General features: G+C 70.9%; 17 protein-coding genes. 12 read left to right on the top strand and 5 right to left on the bottom strand.

Annotated elements, in window-relative coordinates:
- Positions 1-17: 17 nt before the first annotated feature.
- Positions 18-773, bottom strand: coding sequence for a lipoyl(octanoyl) transferase LipB (gene lipB, locus ASE01_RS20870; RefSeq protein WP_200958939.1), 756 nt, complete (start codon positions 771-773; stop codon positions 18-20).
- 71 nt (positions 774-844) lie between these two features.
- Here lipB and ASE01_RS20865 point away from each other — a divergent pair, with 71 nt between their 5' ends.
- The gene (locus ASE01_RS20865) at positions 845-1,444 is read left to right on the top strand and encodes a hypothetical protein (protein ID WP_056757211.1); all 600 of its coding nucleotides are present in this window, start codon (positions 845-847) and stop codon (positions 1,442-1,444) included.
- Here ASE01_RS20865 and ASE01_RS20860 read toward each other — a convergent pair.
- Positions 1,384-2,283: a TIGR01777 family oxidoreductase gene (locus ASE01_RS20860; RefSeq protein WP_056757208.1), complete on the bottom strand. Its 900-nt coding sequence runs from the start codon at positions 2,281-2,283 to the stop codon at positions 1,384-1,386. The two genes, ASE01_RS20865 and ASE01_RS20860, sit on opposite strands and share 61 nt — an antisense overlap.
- A 72-nt stretch (positions 2,284-2,355) precedes the next feature.
- Between ASE01_RS20860 and ASE01_RS20855 the strand changes: the two genes are divergently transcribed.
- Positions 2,356-3,306 carry a DUF6263 family protein gene (locus ASE01_RS20855; protein WP_056757205.1) on the top strand — a complete coding sequence of 317 codons (951 nt, stop codon included), beginning with the start codon at positions 2,356-2,358 and terminating at the stop codon, positions 3,304-3,306.
- A gap of 89 nt (positions 3,307-3,395) precedes the next feature.
- Here the strand turns inward: ASE01_RS20855 and sucB are convergent, their stop codons facing one another.
- Positions 3,396-5,222 carry a 2-oxoglutarate dehydrogenase, E2 component, dihydrolipoamide succinyltransferase gene (gene sucB, locus ASE01_RS20850; RefSeq protein WP_056757202.1) on the bottom strand — a complete coding sequence of 609 codons (1,827 nt, stop codon included), beginning with the start codon at positions 5,220-5,222 and terminating at the stop codon, positions 3,396-3,398.
- A 112-nt stretch (positions 5,223-5,334) separates the two neighbouring features.
- Here sucB and ASE01_RS20845 point away from each other — a divergent pair, with 112 nt between their 5' ends.
- Positions 5,335-5,679: a hypothetical protein gene (locus ASE01_RS20845; protein ID WP_056758156.1), complete on the top strand. Its 345-nt coding sequence runs from the start codon at positions 5,335-5,337 to the stop codon at positions 5,677-5,679.
- On the opposite strand, the gene ASE01_RS20840 is transcribed toward ASE01_RS20845, so the two are convergent.
- Positions 5,639-7,174: a leucyl aminopeptidase gene (locus ASE01_RS20840; RefSeq protein ID WP_056758153.1), complete on the bottom strand. Its 1,536-nt coding sequence runs from the start codon at positions 7,172-7,174 to the stop codon at positions 5,639-5,641. The genes ASE01_RS20845 and ASE01_RS20840 overlap by 41 nt on opposite strands.
- A gap of 42 nt (positions 7,175-7,216) precedes the next feature.
- On the opposite strand from ASE01_RS20840, the gene gcvT reads away from it, so the two are divergent.
- From gcvT to ASE01_RS20795, 9 genes are all read left to right on the top strand, one after another.
- A complete protein-coding gene (gene gcvT / locus ASE01_RS20835; protein WP_056757197.1) occupies positions 7,217-8,350 on the top strand; it encodes a glycine cleavage system aminomethyltransferase GcvT in 1,134 nt (377 codons plus the stop codon).
- A gap of 3 nt (positions 8,351-8,353) precedes the next feature.
- Entirely contained in the window at positions 8,354-8,623 is a 270-nt protein-coding gene (locus tag ASE01_RS20830; RefSeq protein WP_056757193.1) for a hypothetical protein, read from the top strand.
- Between the two features lie 2 nt (positions 8,624-8,625).
- Entirely contained in the window at positions 8,626-9,471 is an 846-nt protein-coding gene (locus ASE01_RS20825) for a PhzF family phenazine biosynthesis protein (RefSeq protein WP_056757189.1), read from the top strand.
- A 27-nt stretch (positions 9,472-9,498) separates the two neighbouring features.
- Positions 9,499-10,293 carry a thymidylate synthase gene (locus ASE01_RS20820; protein ID WP_056757186.1) on the top strand — a complete coding sequence of 265 codons (795 nt, stop codon included), beginning with the start codon at positions 9,499-9,501 and terminating at the stop codon, positions 10,291-10,293.
- A complete protein-coding gene (locus ASE01_RS20815) occupies positions 10,290-10,817 on the top strand; it encodes a dihydrofolate reductase (RefSeq protein WP_056757183.1) in 528 nt (175 codons plus the stop codon). Before ASE01_RS20820 ends, ASE01_RS20815 begins: the two co-directional genes overlap by 4 nt.
- A 142-nt stretch (positions 10,818-10,959) precedes the next feature.
- On the top strand, positions 10,960-12,009 hold the full coding sequence (locus ASE01_RS20810; RefSeq protein ID WP_157537655.1) for a hypothetical protein: 1,050 nt from the start codon (positions 10,960-10,962) through the stop codon (positions 12,007-12,009).
- 101 nt (positions 12,010-12,110) lie between these two features.
- Complete coding sequence (locus tag ASE01_RS20805) at positions 12,111-13,055, top strand: LLM class F420-dependent oxidoreductase (protein WP_056757177.1); 945 nt, start codon at positions 12,111-12,113, stop codon at positions 13,053-13,055.
- A gap of 16 nt (positions 13,056-13,071) precedes the next feature.
- A complete protein-coding gene (dapA, locus tag ASE01_RS20800) occupies positions 13,072-13,959 on the top strand; it encodes a 4-hydroxy-tetrahydrodipicolinate synthase (RefSeq protein ID WP_056757175.1) in 888 nt (295 codons plus the stop codon).
- Complete coding sequence (locus ASE01_RS20795; RefSeq protein WP_056757172.1) at positions 13,959-15,644, top strand: ribonuclease J; 1,686 nt, start codon at positions 13,959-13,961, stop codon at positions 15,642-15,644. The genes dapA and ASE01_RS20795 overlap by 1 nt, the downstream gene beginning before the upstream one ends.
- A gap of 91 nt (positions 15,645-15,735) precedes the next feature.
- Here the strand turns inward: ASE01_RS20795 and ASE01_RS20790 are convergent, their stop codons facing one another.
- Complete coding sequence (locus ASE01_RS20790; protein WP_157537653.1) at positions 15,736-18,903, bottom strand: M4 family metallopeptidase; 3,168 nt, start codon at positions 18,901-18,903, stop codon at positions 15,736-15,738.
- Positions 18,904-19,004 lie beyond the last annotated feature (101 nt).

The raw sequence follows: 19,004 nt of genomic DNA, 5'->3' as shown, positions 1-19,004 counted from the left end.
AGATACCGAGTATGGGGTCAGCGGGCAGGGTAGGTGAGGACCGCCACGCCGACCGGCGCGGCGATACCGGCGGACTTCGCCGGGTCGGGGCGGGGTTCGTAGTCGGGGGTGGGCTCATAGTCGCCCCAGGCGAGCAGGTCGGCCAGGTGGCGGCGTACGGTGTCGAGGACCTCCGCCACCGGCACGTCGCGTCCGAGCTCGTGGCTCAGCGAGGTGACGCCAGCGTCGTCGATGCCGCAGGGGATGAAGCGGTCGTACCAGCCCAGGTCGACGTCGCAGTTGAGCGAGAAGCCGTGCATCGTGACGCCCTTGCTGACCCGGATGCCGAGGGCGGCGATCTTGCGCTCCGGACGCCCCGTCGCGTCGTCGGCACGGAGCCAGACGCCGCTGCGGCCGGGCACGCGGGCCGTGGTCACACCGAACTCGGCGCACACCGCGATCAGTGCCTCCTCGACCCGGCGGACGTAGTCGACGACCTTCACGTGGTCGGGCAGCCGCATGATCGGGTAGCCGACGAGCTGGCCGGGACCGTGGAAGGTGATCTGGCCGCCGCGGTCCACGTCGATGACGTCGGCGCCACCGGGGTCGGCGGGGCGGTCCTGCGGCTTGGTGCGCTTCCCGGCGGTGAACACGGGTGGGTGCTCGAGCAGCAGCACCGTGGCGGGGAGGTCGCCCGCGACGACCTGCGCGTGCACGTCGCGCTGCAGCTCCCACGCGGTCACGTAGTCGATCGCGTCCTCACCCATGCCGGCGTCGCGGAACTCGAGCGTCACGGGCTCCAGACTACCCGCGGGCCTGTGGACGAGCGGATGCGGATCGATCCGATCTGGCACAGGATCGGGGCATGTCGATCTCGGGATCGCACCGCGTGCTCGCGGGCACCGTCGTGCTCGTCGTCGTGGCCTGCCTGCTCGTCACCTGGGCGGCCCTCCAGGACCGCCCCACCCCTCCCTCACGTACGACGCCCGCTGCTCCCGTCGCGGTGGTCGCTCCGGGCGCGGGCGATGTCGGGACCGCTCGTGCCGTGAGCTCGCTCGTGGTCCTGCGCGACTGGGACCGGGCGCGTGCCGGGGCGTGGGAGCACGGGGACGTCCGGGCGCTGCGCCGGCTCTACGTCCGGGGCTCGGAGGCCGGCGCCCGCGACGTGGCCATGCTGCGGCGCTGGACCGAGCGGGGCCTTCGGGTGCGCGGGATGGCGATGCAGGTGGTGGCCCTCACCCTGCACGAGCGGACCGGACGTCGCCTGGTGCTGGTCGTGACGGACCGGCTCGTGGGTGCTGTCGCGATCGGCGACGGTCGTGAGGTCAGCCTGCCCCGGGACGGGGAGACCACCCGGCGCCTGTCCTTCCGCAAGGTCGGTGGGCGCTGGGTGCTCGCCGCGGTTCAGGAGGTGGCCAGGCCCGTCGCCAGCACGGCGTCGACGTCGCGGTCCGCGAAGGAGTAGCCGAGGTCGAGCAGGGCCTGCGGGCGCAGGTTCATCGAGCCCAGGACCTCGGGCGACATCGCGCCGGCCGCCGCGCGGATGATGGGGGAGGGCACCGCGAAGAAGGCGGGGCGTCGCACCAGGGAGGCGAGGGACTTCGTGAACTCGGCGTTGGTCGGCGTGGTCGGCGCGCAGAGGTTGAACGGACCTGAGGCGGTGGGGTGCTCGACGAGGAAGCGCACGCCGCCGACCCAGTCGCGCAGCGAGATGAGCGGGTAGTACTGCTCGCCGGAGCCGATCCGTCCGCCGAGGCCGGCCTTGAACTGCAGTCGCTGAGCCTGGAGCGGCGGGTTGCTCCGGTCCTGCACCGGCGCCGTGCGGAGCAGGACGACGCGTGCGCCGGCGTCCACTGCCGGCTGGGCGGCAGCCTCCCACTCCCGACTGACCGTGGTGAGGAAGGCGTGGCCACGGGTGTCGGAGGCCTCCGTGAGCTCGGCGGGCCCGTGGTCGCCGTACCAGCTGATGCCGGAGGCGTTGACCAGGGCGGGCGGCACCTCGGCCCCGGCGATCGTGGTGGCGAGCAGCGACGTGGTCGCGATCCGGCTCTGCTTCACGTCGCGCGCCCACTTCTTCGAGTGCGGGTTGCCGATGAGCGGTGCGCCGGCGAGGTTGACGACGACGTCGGCGCGGTTGACGAGCGAGGTGTCGACCGATCCTCCCTGCGGATCCCAGGTCGACTCGCCACTGCGTGCGTGTCGACGCACGAGGGTGGTGACCGCGTGGCCCCGGTCGCGCAGTGCGGCGACGAGGTGTTGTCCGAGGAATCCCGAGGAACCGGCGACGACGACGTTGAGGGCCATGTCCGAAAGCCTGCCACTGCACCGGTGGGCGTGGCACCCTGTCCCGGCACCACATCTCCGGGAGGGAGACCCATGTCCACCGCACCTCACCGCCGGGCAGCTGCCGCTGCCCTGGCCGCCGTCACCGTCCTCGCACTCTCCGGTTGCTCCGAGGACCCGGAGCCGGAGCAGGGCTCCCGACCGGTGGGAGGTGCTGCCACCAACGACTCCTCCGGCGACCCGTCGGGGTCCTCGACCGGCTTCCCCGCAACGTCCGAGGTCGAGCTGCTCGAGGCCGGGACGGGAACGCGCCGCCAGCTGGAGCTGGAGGTCGACTCCGGCCACGTCGAGAAGACCTCGGTCGAGATCACGATGACCACCGACATCGGCGGTTCCGGACAGCTCACCATCCCCGTCTCGATGCCCTTCACCACGACCGTGACCGGCGCCGAGTCCGATCGCTACACGGCCGACGTCGTCTACGGGAAGGCGAGCGTCGACACCTCCGGCCTGCCCGCCGTGGCCCGGCCGATGATCTCGCAGGCCCTCGACCTGATCGAGGGCACGACCGCCCGGGTGGAGTACGCCCGCAACGGGATCCTGCAGTCCAGTGAGCTCGAGCTCGGTGACGACGCACCCGACCTGGTGGCCCGGCTGCTCGACAACATCGCGTCGCAGAGCTTCGCGGTCGCCGTACCCCTCCCGGAGGAGGAGGTCGGGGTGGGTGCCCGCTGGCGCGCCGCAACCGAGCTCGAGGTGGGCGGAGCGAGCACGACCGTGACCTCGACCTACACCCTCACCGAGCTCACGGACGACGGCTACACCGTGACCGTCGTCGCCGACCAGGAGAGCGCGCCCGGCGACACGCCCGCCGGCAAGGTCCTCGGTGGCTCGACCAGGTCGACCGGCACCGTCACCGGCAGGAGCGGGTTCGTCGCGCCCGTTCGGGTCGAGTCCTCCTCGACCGGAACCTCTGCCGTCGAGGTCGGTGGCCAGGAGGTGGAGACGTCCTTCGAGGTCACGATGGAGCTCACCACCCGCTGACGTCCCCGAGCACGACGAAGCCCCGGTCCCGCAGGGGGCGGGTGGCCGGGGCTTCGTGCTGCTGAGCCGATGGTCAGCGTGACGCGGGATCAGACCTCGAACTTGCCCGCCTCGAGGCGCTTCTTCAGGTCGCGCAGGAAGCGACCGGCGTCCGCGCCGTCCACGACACGGTGGTCGTAGGTGAGGGCGAGGTAGACCATGTGGCGCACAGCGATCGTCTCGCCGAGGTCCTCGTCGTCGATGACCACGGGACGCTTGACGACCGCACCCGGGCCGAGGATGGCGACCTGCGGCTGGTTGATGATCGGCGTGTCCCACAGGGCGCCGAAGCTGCCCAGGTTGGTGATCGTGAAGGTGCCGCCGGAGAGCTCGTCCGGACCGATCTTGTTGGTCCGGGTCCGCTCGGCGACATCGGCGATCTTCTTGGCCAGGCCCGAGATCGACAGGTCGCCGGCGTCCTTGACGACCGGCGTGAGCAGGCCCTTCTCGGTGTCGACGGCGAACGCGACGTTCTCGCGGTCGTAGTAGGTGATCTCGCCGGCCTCGAGGTCGAGGGTGGCGTTGAGCGCCGGGTGCTGCTTGAGGGTGTCGATCGCCGCCTTGGTGAAGAACGGCAGGTACGACAGCTTCACGCCCTCGCGAGCGTGGAACTCGTTCTTCACGCTCTCGCGCAGGCGGGCGATGTTGGTGACGTCGACCTCGACGACCTGGGTCAGCTGCGCGGAGACGTGCAGCGACTCGACCATCCGCTCGGCGATGATCTTGCGGAGCCGGGTGACCTTGACGGTCTGGCCACGCAGCGGCGACGGCGCGGCGCTCGGTGCGGCGGCCTTCGGGGCTGCGGCAGCCGGGTCAGCGGCAGCAGCGGCCGGTGCCGATGCCTTCGAGGCGGCAGCGGCGTCCAGGACGTCCTGCTTGCGGATCCGTCCACCGACACCCGAACCGGTGACACCGGACAGGTCGACACCGTGCTGGGCAGCGAGCTTGCGCACGAGCGGGGTGACGTAGCCGGGGCCGTCCTCGGCCGTGCTGGCGGCGGCGGCCTCGGTGACGCGGGACGAGGGGGTGGCGGGCTCGGAGGCAGCCGGGGCAGGCGCGTTGTCGACGGCCTCGGGCTCCGGGGCCTTCTGGTCGGCCGGAGCCTCCTCAGCCGCAGCCTCCTCGGCGGCGGGCGCCTCGGCGACCGCGGGGGTCTCGGCGACCGCGGGGGTCTCGGGCGCCTTCTCCGGGGTGGGCTCGGGTTCGGCGGGTGCAGCAGGAGCGGCCGCAGGGGAGCCGGAGCCGATGATGGCCAGCTCGGCGCCGACCTCGACGGTCTCGTCCTCGGCGGCCTTGATCTCCAGCAGGGTGCCAGCGACGGGGGAGGGGATCTCGGTGTCGACCTTGTCGGTGGAGACCTCGAGCAACGGCTCGTCGACGGCGACCGCGTCGCCGACCTGCTTGAGCCAGCGGGTGACGGTGCCCTCGGTGACCGACTCGCCGAGTGCGGGGAGCGTGACGGCCGTGCCCTCGGCGGAACCGCCGGAGGCCGCGGGAGCCGCAGCAGCGGGCTCCTGGGCCGGGGCGGCGGGTTCGGGCTGCGACTCGGCGGGTGCTGCGGGGGCCTCTTCGGCGGCGGGCGCGGGGGCGCTCTCCTCTGCCGGAGCAGGCTCCTCGGCCGCGCTGCCACCGCCTTCGCCGGCCTCACCGACGACAGCGAGGACGGCACCGATCTCGACGGTTTCGTCCTCGTTCGCGCGGATCTCGATCAACGTCCCGGCAACGGGACTCGGGATCTCCGTGTCCACCTTGTCGGTGCTGACCTCGAGCAACGGCTCGTCGATCGCAATGGTGTCGCCGACCTGCTTGAGCCAGCGTGTGACAGTGCCCTCGGTGACGGATTCGCCCAGCGCGGGAAGAGTGACTTCGGTCGCCATGGGACTCATCCTTGCACTCCGGGTGATGCAAGACGCAACGGGTCACCCAAGGATCGGGCAAACTGGGCGCATGGGTTTGTTCGACCGGTTCCGCGGCAGCTCGAAGGTACGCATGAGTAACCCCGCGAAGGATGGCGCACGCACGGGTTCGACGCGCGTTCGCGCCTCCGACCGGACCGACGAGGAGCACCTGCGCACGTGGGTGCAGGAACGTCGTGGCGTGGAGGGGTTCGTCGAGCCCCGGACCGCGGTCAGCGAGGTGACCCTGCTGCTCGTCGCGCACGACGGAGAGTGGACCCGCCGTCGCGTGCCTGCGGTGAAGTGGGCGCACGACTTCTGCAACCGCCACCAGGTGCCGTCGTACGACGCCGCGGTGGTCGGTGTGCCGCAGCGGATGCGCGACTACAACTCGCGGGTCAGGCAGGAGCAGAAGAAGCAGCGTCCGCCGGGGCTGTGACCTCGGACCGCGCACGCAGCAGCTCGACCAGCGTCGCCACGCCGTAGCCGGTCGCACCGGTGGCGAGGTGGCCACTCGGGCCGCCCTTGTTGAAGGTCGGGCCGGCGATGTCGAGGTGTCCCCACGGCAGTCCGCCGGTGAACTCGCGCAGGAACGCTCCTGCGAACAGGCCCCCGCCCCAGCGGATCCCGTCGTACTGTGCGAGGTCGGCGATCCTGCTGCTGCGGATCCGCTCGTCCATCGAGGCCGGCAGCGGCATCGGCCAGGCGTCCTCGCCGGCCTTCACGCCCGCGGCGAGGACCTCGGCGACGATGTCGTCGTCGCCCATCACGCCTGCCATCTTGTCGCCCAGCGCGAGCACCATGTGGCCGGTCAGCGTGGCGATGTCGATGATCGTGTCGGGCTTCCTGGCCACCGCACGACCGAGGGCATCGGCGAGGACCAGGCGGCCCTCGGCGTCGGTGTTGCTGACCTCGACCGTCGTGCCGTCGTACGTCGTCAGGACGTCGCCGGGGCGCATGGCCGAGTCGCCGATCATGTTCTCGGCGAGGGCCGCGAACACCGAGATCCGCACCGGCAGGCCGAGGCGCGCGGCGGCGATGGTGGCCTGGACGACGGCCGCCGCACCGGCCATGTCCTCCTTCATCGTCGCCATGCTCCCCGCCGGCTTGATCCAGAGGCCGCCCGAGTCGAAGGTGATGCCCTTGCCGACGAGCGCGATGTGCGCGACGGCGTCCTTGGGCTGGTAGGTGAGCTCGACCAGGCGCGGCGGGGCCGCCGATCCGGCGCCGACGGCGAGGATGCCCCCGCAGCCGAGCTCCGCCAGGCGCACCTCGTCCAGCACGGTCACCCGGATCCTGGCACCGCCGGCGGGCAGGTGCTTGTTGGCTTCCTTGACGGCTGCCGCGATGGAGTCGGCGAAGGCCGGCGGGGTCAGGTCGGCCGGCGGCGTGTTGACCCAGTCGCGGGCCGCGGCCACGGCGTCGACGAGGACCTGGGCGGGAGTGAGTGCCTCCACGATCTCGGAGCGGCGCGCGGCCGGCGTGAGCACCACGACCTCGGCGGGGGTCGTGGGCGTGCCCGGCTTGCTCTTGTACGCCGTGAAGGAGTAGCCACCGAGGCGGTAGCCCTCCACGACGGCCCGCAGCAGCTCGGGGGAGTCGGCCGGCAGCGCGAGGGCGACGGAGGCGGCGTTGGTGACGGCGCGGGCGGCGTTGCCGGCCGCGCGCCGCACGCTGGCCGGGTCGACCTCGGCACCCAGGCCGACCAGGACGAGCAGCGGGGAGCCGATGGTGCCTCCGGTGGGGACCTTGGTGACCTCGCCGGGCTTGCCGGCCGCACCGATCGTGGCGAGCAGGCCGGACAGCTTGCGGCCGTAGGCGGCCGCGACGTCCTCGCCGCCGGGTGCGAGCGTGCCGCCCGGGAGCACGCCGACGACGACCGCCTCCGCCTTGGTCTTGGCGGGACTGGCGGTGCGGAGCGCGAAGGTCGTCACCACCTCAGGCTATCCAGACCACCGACGGGATAGATTCCGGCCATGGCCGACGCGACCCCCCAGCATTCCCCGCTCCACGACCGGCACGAGGCGCTCGGCGCCAAGTTCTCGGAGTTCGGTGGCTGGCTGATGCCGCTCGAGTACCCCACCGGCGTCGTCAAGGAGCACACGAGCGTGCGCGAGGGCGTCGGCATCTTCGACGTCAGCCACCTCGGCAAGCTGGTCGTGCGCGGGCCGGGTGCCGTGGAGTTCCTGAACTCGACCCTCAGCAACGACCTCCACCGGATCGGCCCCGGCAAGGCGCAGTACAGCCTCGTCGTCGACGACGAGACCGGCGGCATCATCGATGACGTCTTCACCTACTACCGCGACGACGAGCACGTCCTGGTCGTGCCGAACGCCTCCAACAACGAGGAGGTACGCCGCCGCCTCGTGGCCGCTGCCCCCGAGGGCGTCGATGTGGTCGACCACCACCGCGACTACGTCGTGCTGGCCATCCAGGGCACGAAGTCGGACGAGGTCGTCGCGTCGGTCGGGCTGCCGGTCGGGCACGACTACCTCACCTTCGCCGAGACCCCGTGGGAGGCCGGCGACGCGGACCCGGACCCCGACGCGCTCGTCATCGTGTGCCGCACGGGCTACACCGGTGAGCGCGGCTACGAGCTGATCGCGCCCTCGGCGATCGCACCGGCCCTCTGGGACGCGCTGATGGCCTCCGGCGCCGAGCACGGCCTGGTGCCTGCGGGCCTCGGTGCCCGCGACACCCTCCGGACCGAGATGGGCTACCCGCTGCACGGGCAGGACATCTCCGCGTCGATCACCCCCAACGAGGCCCGTCTGGGCTGGGCGGTCGGCTGGAAGAAGCCCGCGTTCTGGGGCCGCGACAAGCTGCTCGCCGAGCGCGAGGCCGGTCCGCGGCGCAAGCTCGTCGGCCTCGTCTCGACCGGGCGCGCGATCCCGCGCCCGCACATGAGCGTGCGCCTGCTGCGCGACGTCCCGCTCGGCGAGGTCACCTCCGGAACCTTCTCCCCGACGCTCAGGAAGGGCATCGCGCTCGCGCTCGTGGCGACCTCCGTCAACGACGAGGCCGAGGTGATGGTCGATGTCCGTGGCCGTCCTGAGGTCTTCCAGATCACCAAGCCGCCGTTCGTCCAGCCCTCCGTCAGGGAGTCCTGAACCATGAACCTTCCCGAGCAGCCCGCAGCTCCCCTCCGCTCGAGTGCCGGTGACCACTCCTGGCGTTGGCGCCTCGAGGACGCCTCCGGTGCCGAGGTGACGCTCACCGGCGACGCAGCGACGACGTACGCCGGCCAGACGTTCCCCAACCAGGGTGACGCCGAGTCCTGGGTCGGCGAGATCTGGTCCGAGCTGGCCGAGCTCGGCGTGGCCCAGGTGACGCTCTTCGAGCTCGACCGCGAGGTCTACGGCCCGATGTCGCTGAGCGCCTGACGATGCCCGGTCTCGGGGAGACCCGCGCGTTCCGGCAGGTCGACGTCTTCACCGACGCTCCACTGCTGGGCAATCCGGTCGCCGTCGTCCACGACGCGGAGGGACTCGGCGAGGAGCAGATGCAGCAGTTCGCCCGCTGGACCAACCTCAGCGAGACGACCTTCCTGCTCCCGCCGACCGATCCCGCGGCCGACTACCGCCTGCGGATCTTCACGCCGGCCCAGGAGCTGCCCTTCGCCGGCCACCCGACGCTCGGCTCGGCGCACGCCTGGCTCGCGGCCGGCGGTGTCGCCACCGGGGAGCGCATCGTCCAGGAGTGCGAGATCGGGCTGGTCGAGATCGCGAGTCGCGGCGGCAGGCTCTCCTTCGCCGCACCCGACCTGCTCCGGTCGGGCCCCGTCGAGGACGACCTCACCGCGCAGATCGTGGCGGCCCTCGGCGTGACCAGGGCCGAGGTGCTCGACATCGCGTGGGCAGACAACGGTCCGGGCTGGGTCGGTGTCCGGATGGCCTCGGCCGACGCCGTCCTCGCCCTCACCCCGGACTTCATGGCGATGCCCGTCGACGTCGGCGTCATCGGACCGCACCCGGAGGGTTCGGAGTGCGCCGTCGAGGTGCGCGCCTTCTGCCCGCATGCCGCGGGCACCACCGAGGACCCGGTCACCGGCTCCCTCAACGCCTCGCTCGCTCAGTGGCTCGCCGGCGGCGTACTCCCGTCGTCGTACGTCGCCGCCCAGGGCACCGCGCTCGGCCGGCGCGGGCGGGTCCACGTCCACACGGCCGACGACGGCACCATCTGGGTGGGCGGCGACACCCTGACGACCATCCAGGGGACGCTTTCCCTGTGACCACCGCCAGAGAACTAGGCTGATCGCGTGCGCGCGTACCTCGACCTCGTCCAGAGAATCCTCGACGAAGGTGCCGAGAAGGGGGACCGCACCGGGACCGGCACGCTGAGCGTGTTCGGCCACCAGATGCGCTTCGACCTCAACGAGGGCTTCCCACTGGTCACCACGAAGAAGGTCCACACGCGATCGGTCTTCGGGGAGCTGCTGTGGTTCCTGCGCGGCGACACCAACGTGCGCTGGCTCCAGGAGCGAGGCATCTCGATCTGGGACGAGTGGGCGGACGAGAACGGCGACCTCGGTCCCGTGTACGGCGCACAGTGGCGCTCGTGGCCGACGCCCGACGGGGGCCACATCGACCAGCTCGCGCAGGTCATCGAGCAGGTGCGGGCCAACCCCGACAGCCGTCGCCACATCGTCTCGGCGTGGAACCCCAGCCAGGTCGACGACATGGCGCTGCCGCCGTGCCACAGCCTCTTCCAGTTCTACGTCGCCGACGGACGCCTGAGCTGCCAGCTCTACCAGCGCTCGGCCGACGTCTTCCTCGGCGTCCCGTTCAACATCGCGTCGTACGCCCTGCTCACCCACATGGTCGCCCAGGTCGCCGGTCTCGGTGTCGGCGACTTCGTGCACACCCTCGGCGACGCGCACCTCTACTCCAACCACCTCGACCAGGCCCGGTTGCAACTGACCCGTGAGCCGCGACCGCTGCCCAAGCTCGTCCTCAACCCGGCCATCACCGAGATCGACGCGTTCGAGCTCGAGGACATCGCGGTCGAGGGCTACGACCCCCATCCCGCCATCAAGGCACCCATCGCCGTATGAGCACCCCTGCTGGACGGCGGGTCACGATGGTCGCCGCCGTCGCCGAGAACGGCGTCATCGGTGCCGACGCCGACATCCCGTGGAAGATCTCCGAGGACTTCGCCCACTTCAAGGCGACGACCACCGGCCACGTGCTGATCATGGGCCGCACCACCCATGAGGGCATCGGCCGTCCGCTCCCGGGCCGCACGACGATCGTCCTGACCCGCGACACCGACTGGACCGCCGACGGCGTCCGGGTCGCCCACTCCATCACCGCTGCCCTCGAGCTCGCCGACGAGATCCTCGCCGACCAGCCCGCTGACCGCCAGGTGATGATCGGCGGGGGAGCAGCTGTCTACGACGCTGCTCTGCCGTACGCCGACGAGCAGATCCTCTCCGAGATCCCGATGTCCCCCGAGGGTGACACCCACTACCCCGAGTTCAGCCGCAAGCGCTGGCGCGAGGTGCGTCGCGACCCGCGGGCCGGGTTCACGATCGTGTGGTGGGAGCGGGTCTTCGCCTGCGGCGGGTCCGCCGACTGATCGTCGCCGGTCGTCGCCGGTCGACACGCCTCGACATCGGGCACGTGGCTGCTCGTCGGGCTCATGAGCAACCACCTGCCCGTCCTCGAGAGGCTGTGGATGAAGGCCGACCCGACCGCACAGGATCGGGGAGGGTCGACCCGTGGCACGACGTACCCATCACATGACTCCACCGGCCGTGGATGGCAGCCGCCCGGGACTGTTCTGGCCGGTCGCCATCGACCCCGACGGCATCACTGGTCCGACGCGGGCACAGGCGCGCGGCAGGCACTGGGTCCGTGAGGCACACGGTCTCTACCTCCCGACCGGACTCGAGCCCAGGCTTCGTGTCGACCAGCGCATCGTGACCGCCGCCGCGGTGATGCCGCAGGGCGGCGCGATCACCGGCTGGGCGGCCCTGAGATGGGGCGGGGCGCGCCATCTGGACGGTCACCGTCGCGGATCGGTCCTCTCCGTCACGATCGCCGTACCGCCGTCGACCCGCGACCGACGGCCGGGCATCGACCTCACCTCGGAGGCGGGTCTGCGGTCTCGTCTGATCGAGGTCGACGGCCTGACCCTGACGTCCTACGAGGCGGCGACGGCGTTCGAGGTGCGTCATGCAGCCTCCCTGCAGGAGGCGGTGGCCATGATCGACCGCGCCTGCGCAGCGGACCTGGTGTCGCTGGACGAGCTCCGCGCCCACCGGAGGGAGTCGTCGGGAACGCGGTGGGTGAGGCGGTTGGACGCGGCGATCGAGCTCGCCGACGAGAACGTCTGGTCGCCGATGGAGTCCGTGATGCGCCTGTGCTGGCGGGACCTCGGTGTCACCGACGTCGTCTGCAACAGGCCGGTCTTCGGTCTCGACGGGTCCTTCCTGGGCACCCCTGACCTCCTGGACGTCGAGACCGGGCTGGTGGGGGAGTACGACGGATCGCTCCACCTCGCGGGGCACCAGCGCGCGAAGGACATCCGCCGCGAGGGGGCGTTCCGTCGCGTCGGCCTGGAGTACGTCGAGATGGTGGCCGCGGACCAGCGGGACATGACGGACTTCGCGCGGCGCACGCTGGACGCGCGAGCCCGGACAGGCACCTCACCGCGCGGATGGACCCTCGTACCGCCGCCGGGCTGGGTGGAGACCCACACCGTCGACCTTCGGCGGGCCCTGTCGACGGGACAGCGGGCCCGGTTCCTCCGCTGGCAGGCCAGTTGATCCGTCGAGGTCGGGCAGATGGTTGCTCCCGAGTGGCGGGAGCAACCACCTGCCCGTTGTCGCCGGTCCGTTGGTTGAGCGCTGCTGGCAGGGTGGGAACCATGGCAGTCGAGCTCCGTGTCTTCACCGAACCCCAACAAGGTGCCACCTACGACGACCTCCTGGCCGTCGCCCTCGAGGCCGAGCGCCTCGGGTTCGGTGCCTTCTTCCGCAGCGACCACTACCTCCACATGAGTGGGGACGGGCTGCCCGGCTCGACGGACGCCTGGACGACGCTGGCTGGTCTCGCCCGCGAGACGAGCACGATCCGGCTCGGCACGATGATGACCTCGGCCACCTTCCGTCACCCCGGCGTGCTCGCCATCCAGGTCGCCCAGGTCGACCAGATGAGCGGCGGCCGCGTCGAGCTCGGGATCGGTGCCGGCTGGTTCAGCCAGGAGCACTCCGCCTACGGCATCCCGTTCCCCGACACGGGGGAGCGGTTCGAGAGGTACGCCGAGCAGCTCGAGCTGGTGACCGGGCTGTGGACCACGCCCGTCGGTGGGCGCTACGCGTTCGACGGTCAGCACTACCAGCTCAGTGACAGCCCGGCGCTGCCGAAGCCGGCCCAGACCGAGGGCCACCGGGGCGGCGTACCCCTGCTCATCGGGGGCAAGGGTCCGAAGAAGACGCCCGCCCTCGCGGCGCAGTACGCCGACGAGTTCAACCTGCCGTTCGTGGACGAGGAGTTCACGGCGCTCCAGTTCGGGCGGGTCCGGCGCGCCGCGGAGGAGATCGGTCGCGACCCCGAGGACCTGGTCTGGTCCAACGCACTGGTGCTGTGCGTGGGGGAGAACGAGGCCGAGATCGCCCGGCGGGCCGCGGCGATCGGGCGCGACGCGGACGAGCTGCGGGAGAACGGCCTCGCCGGCACGCCCGCCGAGGTCGTCGAGAAGATCAAGAGGTTCGAGGCGCTGGGCAGCCAGCGGATCTACCTGCAGACCCTCGACCTGACCGACCTGGACCACCTGCGCCTCGTCGCCGCTGAGGTCATGCCGAGCCTGTAGCGATAGGCTGGGACCCATGACATCTGCACCTTTCGGCACCGTGTTGACCGCCATGGTCACACCGTTCAACGAGGACGGCACCGTCGACCTGGACGGCGTGCAGAGGGTCGCCAAGCACCTGGTCGACCACGGCAACGACGGCATCGTCGTGTCCGGCACCACCGGTGAGTCCCCGACCACCACCGGCGCCGAGGACGGCGAGACGCTCGCCGCCGTCAGGGACGCCGTCGGCACCCGCGCGAAGATCGTCGCGGGCGTCGGCACCAATGACACCCGCCACTCCGTGGAGCTGGCCCGCCAGGCCGAGAAGGTCGGGGCGGACGGCCTGCTGCTCGTCACGCCCTACTACAACAAGCCCAGCCAGGCGGGCGTGCTCCAGCACTTCCGCCAGGTCGTCGAGGCCACCGCCGTCCCGGTGATGTTGTACGACGTCCCGAGCCGCACCGGCACGAAGATCGCGCTCGACACCTACCGCCAGGCCCGCCAGTGGGAGTCGGTCGTCGCGGTCAAGGAAGCCAGCGGTGACCTCTCGCGGACCGCGCAGCTGGTCGACCTGGGCTACACCGTCTACTCCGGTGACGACGCCAACACCCTCGGCTACCTCGCCTACGGCGCGACCGGTCTGGTCTCGGTCGTCGGCCATGTCGCCGGGACCCAGCTCCGGGCGATGATCGAGGCGTTCCTCGCGGGCGACCACGCCGAGGCGCTGCGGATCCACACCTCGCTGATCCCCGCCTTCGAGTCGATCATGGGGGTCGCCAACTACGGCGCCACCACGGCGAAGGCGGCCCTCGAGCTGACCGGCGTGCTGTCCAACCGGACCGTGCGTTCCCCTCTGCTGGCACTGGACGACGACGAAGTCGCCGAACTCCGGGCCGGCCTGACGTCGGCAGGACTCCTGTGATGTCGCACCCGCACCCCGAGCTGTCCGCCCCGCCGGAGCTCCCCGAGAACGGCCTGCGGGTCATCCCGCTCGGCGGTCTGGGCGAGGTCGGTCGCAACATGACCGTCTTCGAGTACGCCGACCGCCTGCTCATCGTGGACTGCGGCGTCCTGTTCCCCGACGACCACCAGCCGGGCGTCGACCTGATCCTGCCGGACTTCGCGGCGATCCGGGACCGCCTGGACAAGGTCGAGGCCCTGGTCCTGACCCACGGCCACGAGGACCACATCGGCGCGACGCCGTACCTCCTGCGCGAGCGCCAGGACATCCCGCTGGTGGGCTCCGAGCTCACCCTCGCGCTGGTCAACTCCAAGCTCCGCGAGCACCGGTTGCGCCAGACCCCGTTCTACAAGGTCAAGGAGGGGGACAAGATCTCCTTCGGGCCCTTCGAGCTCGAGTTCGTCGCGGTCAACCACTCCATCCCGGACGCGCTCGCGGTCGCGATCCGCACCGGCGCCGGCCTGGTGCTGCACACCGGTGACTTCAAGATGGACCAGCTCCCGCTCGACGGGCGCATCACCGACCTCCGCGCGTTCGCCCGACTCGGCGAGGAGGGGGTCGACCTCTTCCTGACTGACTCCACCAACGCCGAGGTCCCCGGCTTCACGACGTCGGAGAAGCGGATCACCCCGGTCCTCAACCAGGCGTTCTCGGAGTCGAAGCAGCGCATCATCGTCGCCTGCTTCGCCTCCCACGTGCACCGGGTCCAGCAGGTGCTCGACGCCGCTGTCCTGCACAACCGCAAGGTCGCCTACGTCGGCCGCTCGATGGTCCGCAACATGGCCATCGCCCGTGACCTCGGCTACCTCAAGGTCCCGCCGGGCGTGATGGTCGAGGCCAAGGAGCTCGCCGACCTCGCCCCTGAGCGCCAGGTGCTGATCTCGACCGGGTCCCAGGGCGAGCCGCTCAGCGCGCTTGCCCGGATCGCCCAGCGCACCCACCACTTCGTGCACCTGGAGGAGGGCGACACCGTCATCCTCGCCTCCAGCCTGATCCCCGGCAACGAGAACGCCGTCTACCGCGTGATCAACGGCCTGTCCCGCCTGGGCGCCCGCGTCGTCCACAAGGGCAACGCACTGGTGCACGTCTCCGGGCACGCCAGCGCCGGTGAGCTCCTCTACTGCTACAACATCGTCAAGCCGCGCAACGTGCTCCCCGTCCACGGCGAGGTCCGGCACATGCTCGCCAACGGCGACCTGGCCAGGCAGACCGGCGTCGAGAACGTCGTGTACGCCGAGGACGGTGTCGTCGTCGACCTCGTCGACGGTGTCGCCAAGGTGGTCGGCAAGGTCGAGTGCGGCCTGGTGTTCGTCGACGGCCAGACCGTCGGCGACGTGACCGAGGCCGAGCTCAAGGACCGCCGGATCCTCGGCGAGGAGGGCTTCGTGTCGGTCATCCTCGTCGTCGACTCGGTCTCCGGCAAGGTCGCCGCCGGGCCCGAGATCCACGCCCGCGGACACGCCTGGGCGGACTCCGACTTCGGTCCGATCAAGCAGCCGATCCTCGACGCGGTCAACCGCGCCATCGAGGAGGGCAGCACCGACACCTACCAGCTGCAGCAGGTCGTGCGCCGCACCATCGGGCGCTGGGTCAGCAACACCCACAAGCGCCGGCCGATGATCATCCCGGTCGTCGTCGAGGCCTGACGCCACGACGCACGCCAGCAAGCAGCGCACCACCAGCAAGCGGAACGCCCCGTCCCTCCGATGGAGGGACGGGGCGTTCTGCGTCCCCGGCCTACTGTCGTCCGGCCAGCTTCACCCTAACGGTGCCGCTGAAGCGGGCGACCTTGGCGTCACCGGCGTACGTCACGCTCACGTTGACCCTGCGCACGCCCCGGTTCCACAGCCGGCGCAGCTGCGGCCTGGCCTTGATGGTCAGGACGCCCTTCACCACCTTGCCGGTGTAGGTGCGGTTCTTGATCCGGACGATGACGTACCGGCTCGGCGTGGCGCCGCTGGCGACCTTGACCGAGATCTTGACGACGCCCTTCTTCGCGGTCGCGGTCTTGGCGACCGTGGCCGAGCTGGGCTTCGGCGGGGTGGCCGGCTTTTCACAGATGCTCACCGCGACGTTGTCGATGTACCAGCCGTCGATGCCGTTGCAGCCGTCCATGCCGAAGTCGAACCGGAAGCGGACCTTGTCACCGGCGTCGGCGATCTCGCCGAGGTCGATCACCGAGGAGCCCCAGGCGCCGGTCGGCTCGCCGCCGTCGGTCCCGGTGAAGGCGGTCTCCCCGGCCATCGGGTTGGTGTTGCCCCCGCTGAGGCTCTCGAGCTGTCCGCCCGGAGCGTTGTAGAGCCACGCACCGTCGGGAACCAGCTCGTAGGCGCCGCCGTTGACGCTGACCTTGACGTTGCCGCCGTCGAAGGACACCTCGGACGCCATGTAGTGGTCGAACGAGAACCGGGGGAGCGCTCCCACGGGCACGGTCACGCTCGGCGTGGCCACGCCGACCCGCGAGGAGTAGTCCTCGGCGTCACCGTTGCAGCTGCCGAAGTTGCCGGCCTCGCCCTTGTCGTCGAAGTACAGGACCGACGAACCACCCTTGTGCTGCGTCCCGCCCTTGGTGACGAGGGGGAGGGAGGTGGTGACCGTGGGCTCGAAGTAGGCGTTGTCCGCCTCGACGTCCTTGGTCCACGTGGCCGGAAGACCGGACTCGAAGTCCTGCGACCAGACCTTCTTGGTGACCGTGCCGTCACCGCAGCCGATCGTGCCGGGCCGGAACATCGGGCGGAAGTTGCACTGGACCGGCTCGACGCGCAGCTCGGTCGCGGCGATGACCTTCGTGACGGCCTCGCAGTCCGAGGCCGTGATCGGCGGCAGTGCCGGCGCCTCGGCCTCGGCGCCACCGGTGGCGCTCACGCCGAGCGTGAGCTTCTTCAGGCCCGTGTTGCCGGTCAGCACGGCGCAGGACGCCTCGAGGCTGTCGGCGAGCTCGGCAAAGCCCGAGGTCGGCGTGAGGTACGACGCCTGGGTGTGCCAGAAGATGTTGGCAGCGGTGTCCAGGCCGAGGGCCGGGACGGTGATGCCGTTGTAGGAGCCGCCGTCGACGAGCAGTGCGTAGGCGTGGTTCACCACGCCGGAGTTGCTGTGCACGCCGCCGCTGTCGTCGGTGTCGCAGAAGTACTCCTCGTCGGACACCTTGCCCGGGTCGCCGTAGCAGTTCGGGTTCCACATGTCGCGGATCGCGCCGCCGAAGGCGGGGTCGTCCTCACCGGAGAGCCAGCGGTAGCTGGCGTCACGCGGGTCGGTGACCGCGTCGTCGAGGGTGATCGTCAGCGGGACCTCGGCGGCCTTGATTTCCGCGCCGTCCTCCTGGCTGACCATGGCGCCGTACAGGTCGGAGTCGCCGGCGACCGACGAGACGCCTTCGCGGTTGTTGCCGAAGACGATGCCGGTGGCGCCGGCGTCCTCCGCATTGGCCATCTTGTCGGCGAAGGGGCACAGGCCCCGGTCGACGTAGACGAACTTGCCGCTCAGCGCGGCCGCGTTGTCGAAGGGCGAGCAACCGTCGGTCTCGGTGCCGACGACCTCGCCGTCCTCCTCCTCGACCGCATCGGTGCCGACGACGAGGGATCCCTCGACGTGATCGATGATCGGGCCGAAGGCCGCCGGCGCTGCGGTGCAGCTGCCCACGGGGGCGCTGATCACGACGGCGATGTCGCCGCGGGTGCCCTTCGAGCAGAGGCCGTCGGTGCGGAGGGTGTCCTCGTCGGGGGCGTTGAGGCGGTTGTTGAGCATGTCGACGCTCTCACCCCAGATGTCGGAGTACGCCTCGTTCATCGCGCCCGGCTGCCACTGGTAGAGCAGCCCCGAGGTGTACTCGGTGTAGGCGTGGCCCCACTCGTGGGCGACGGTGTCGTCGGAGGAGACACCCGAGCAGTAGTTCGTCGAGGTGCCGTTCCAGTTGGCGTTGGGGCACTCGATGGTCGGGTCGTTGTTGACCGTGATCATCTTCGCGCCGGCGCCGTCGTAGGAGTCACGACCGAAGGAGTTCTTGAAGAGCCAGTACGCCTCGCCCGTGCCCATGACCTCGTTGGCCTGGTCGCCGTCGAGGACACCCGGGAAGTCGTCGCCCTCGGACCACACGGGCTCGGAGTCGATGGACTCCTCGTGCAGCTCGCGGTCGAGCGCGTGGGCGATCATCGAGTAGCGGTTGACCGGCTTGCCGGTGCGCGCGTCGAGGATGCTGGTCTCCCGGACCTGCTTGCCGTCGGTGACCTCCACGACCCAGGCCAGCAGGTTGCGGCCCTCGACGCCCTGGATGGCGCCGGTGCGGTAGATCACGAGCTCGGCGCTGGTGGCCGACAGGGTGCTCGCCTTCGGCTTGTCGGGAGCGCTGTCGCCGACACCCGCGGGGGACTGGCTGGCCAGCTTGATCGCCTTCGCCGTGGCGGCAGCCTCGTCGAGGCGGGGCGTCACGTCGAGGTCGAGCTTCGGTGCGACGAACCCGGAGACCGAGGTGAGGTCGCCCTGGTTGTCGACCTGGGCGCGCAGGCGGGAGGCGAAGACCGGCACGCCCCGGTAGCTCTGGGTGAAGTCGACGGTGTAACCGGCCGCGTTGCGCGTGGAGGTGCCCTTGCCGAGCTGGGCGGGGGTCGCCCCGAACGCACGGGCGTACTTCTCGACGTACCCGTTGGCCTTGGCGCTCGCCCCGGTCAGGGACTTCGCCGCACGCTCGGACGGGAAGAGGTCGTTGCTGGCGCTGACGAAGCTGACCTGGTCGGTCGCCGGCGACGTCGTCACCGTGACGTCCCCATCGGCTTCGGTGCGCATTTCCTGGACGACGGACGGGTCCTTCGGTGCTGCGGTGACGGGCGCCGACGGCACCACGGCCACGACGGCTCCCACGAGGGAGAGGCCGATGCCTCTCCTCAGGAGCCCGGACAAGGTGTGTCCCACGAATGTTCTCCTCGAGATGTGACGTGCCGTCGGTGGGGCCCGAGTGTCGCCCGCTCCAAGCACGTGGTCGGCACACTAGGCGCCCGGAACGCGGGAGGTCC

Source organism: Nocardioides sp. Root190 (genome assembly GCF_001428565.1).
Lineage (GTDB): Bacteria > Actinomycetota > Actinomycetes > Propionibacteriales > Nocardioidaceae > Nocardioides.
Note: the sequence above shows the minus strand (reverse complement) of the source record. Positions and strands in the feature narration are given on the sequence as shown.

What these genes read in the sequence shown, in the direction of transcription:
- ASE01_RS20865 (WP_056757211.1), top strand. Translation starts at nt 845, where the DNA reads ATGTCGATCTCGGGATCGCACCGCGTGCTCGCGGGCACCGTCGTGCTC.
- ASE01_RS20860 (WP_056757208.1), bottom strand. Translation starts at nt 2,283, where the DNA reads ATGGCCCTCAACGTCGTCGTCGCCGGTTCCTCGGGATTCCTCGGACAA.
- ASE01_RS20855 (WP_056757205.1), top strand. Translation starts at nt 2,356, where the DNA reads ATGTCCACCGCACCTCACCGCCGGGCAGCTGCCGCTGCCCTGGCCGCC.
- sucB (WP_056757202.1), bottom strand. Translation starts at nt 5,222, where the DNA reads ATGGCGACCGAAGTCACTCTTCCCGCGCTGGGCGAATCCGTCACCGAG.
- ASE01_RS20845 (WP_056758156.1), top strand. Translation starts at nt 5,335, where the DNA reads ATGAGTAACCCCGCGAAGGATGGCGCACGCACGGGTTCGACGCGCGTT.
- gcvT (WP_056757197.1), top strand. Translation starts at nt 7,217, where the DNA reads ATGGCCGACGCGACCCCCCAGCATTCCCCGCTCCACGACCGGCACGAG.
- ASE01_RS20830 (WP_056757193.1), top strand. Translation starts at nt 8,354, where the DNA reads ATGAACCTTCCCGAGCAGCCCGCAGCTCCCCTCCGCTCGAGTGCCGGT.
- ASE01_RS20825 (WP_056757189.1), top strand. Translation starts at nt 8,626, where the DNA reads ATGCCCGGTCTCGGGGAGACCCGCGCGTTCCGGCAGGTCGACGTCTTC.
- ASE01_RS20815 (WP_056757183.1), top strand. Translation starts at nt 10,290, where the DNA reads ATGAGCACCCCTGCTGGACGGCGGGTCACGATGGTCGCCGCCGTCGCC.
- ASE01_RS20805 (WP_056757177.1), top strand. Translation starts at nt 12,111, where the DNA reads ATGGCAGTCGAGCTCCGTGTCTTCACCGAACCCCAACAAGGTGCCACC.
- dapA (WP_056757175.1), top strand. Translation starts at nt 13,072, where the DNA reads ATGACATCTGCACCTTTCGGCACCGTGTTGACCGCCATGGTCACACCG.
- ASE01_RS20795 (WP_056757172.1), top strand. Translation starts at nt 13,959, where the DNA reads ATGTCGCACCCGCACCCCGAGCTGTCCGCCCCGCCGGAGCTCCCCGAG.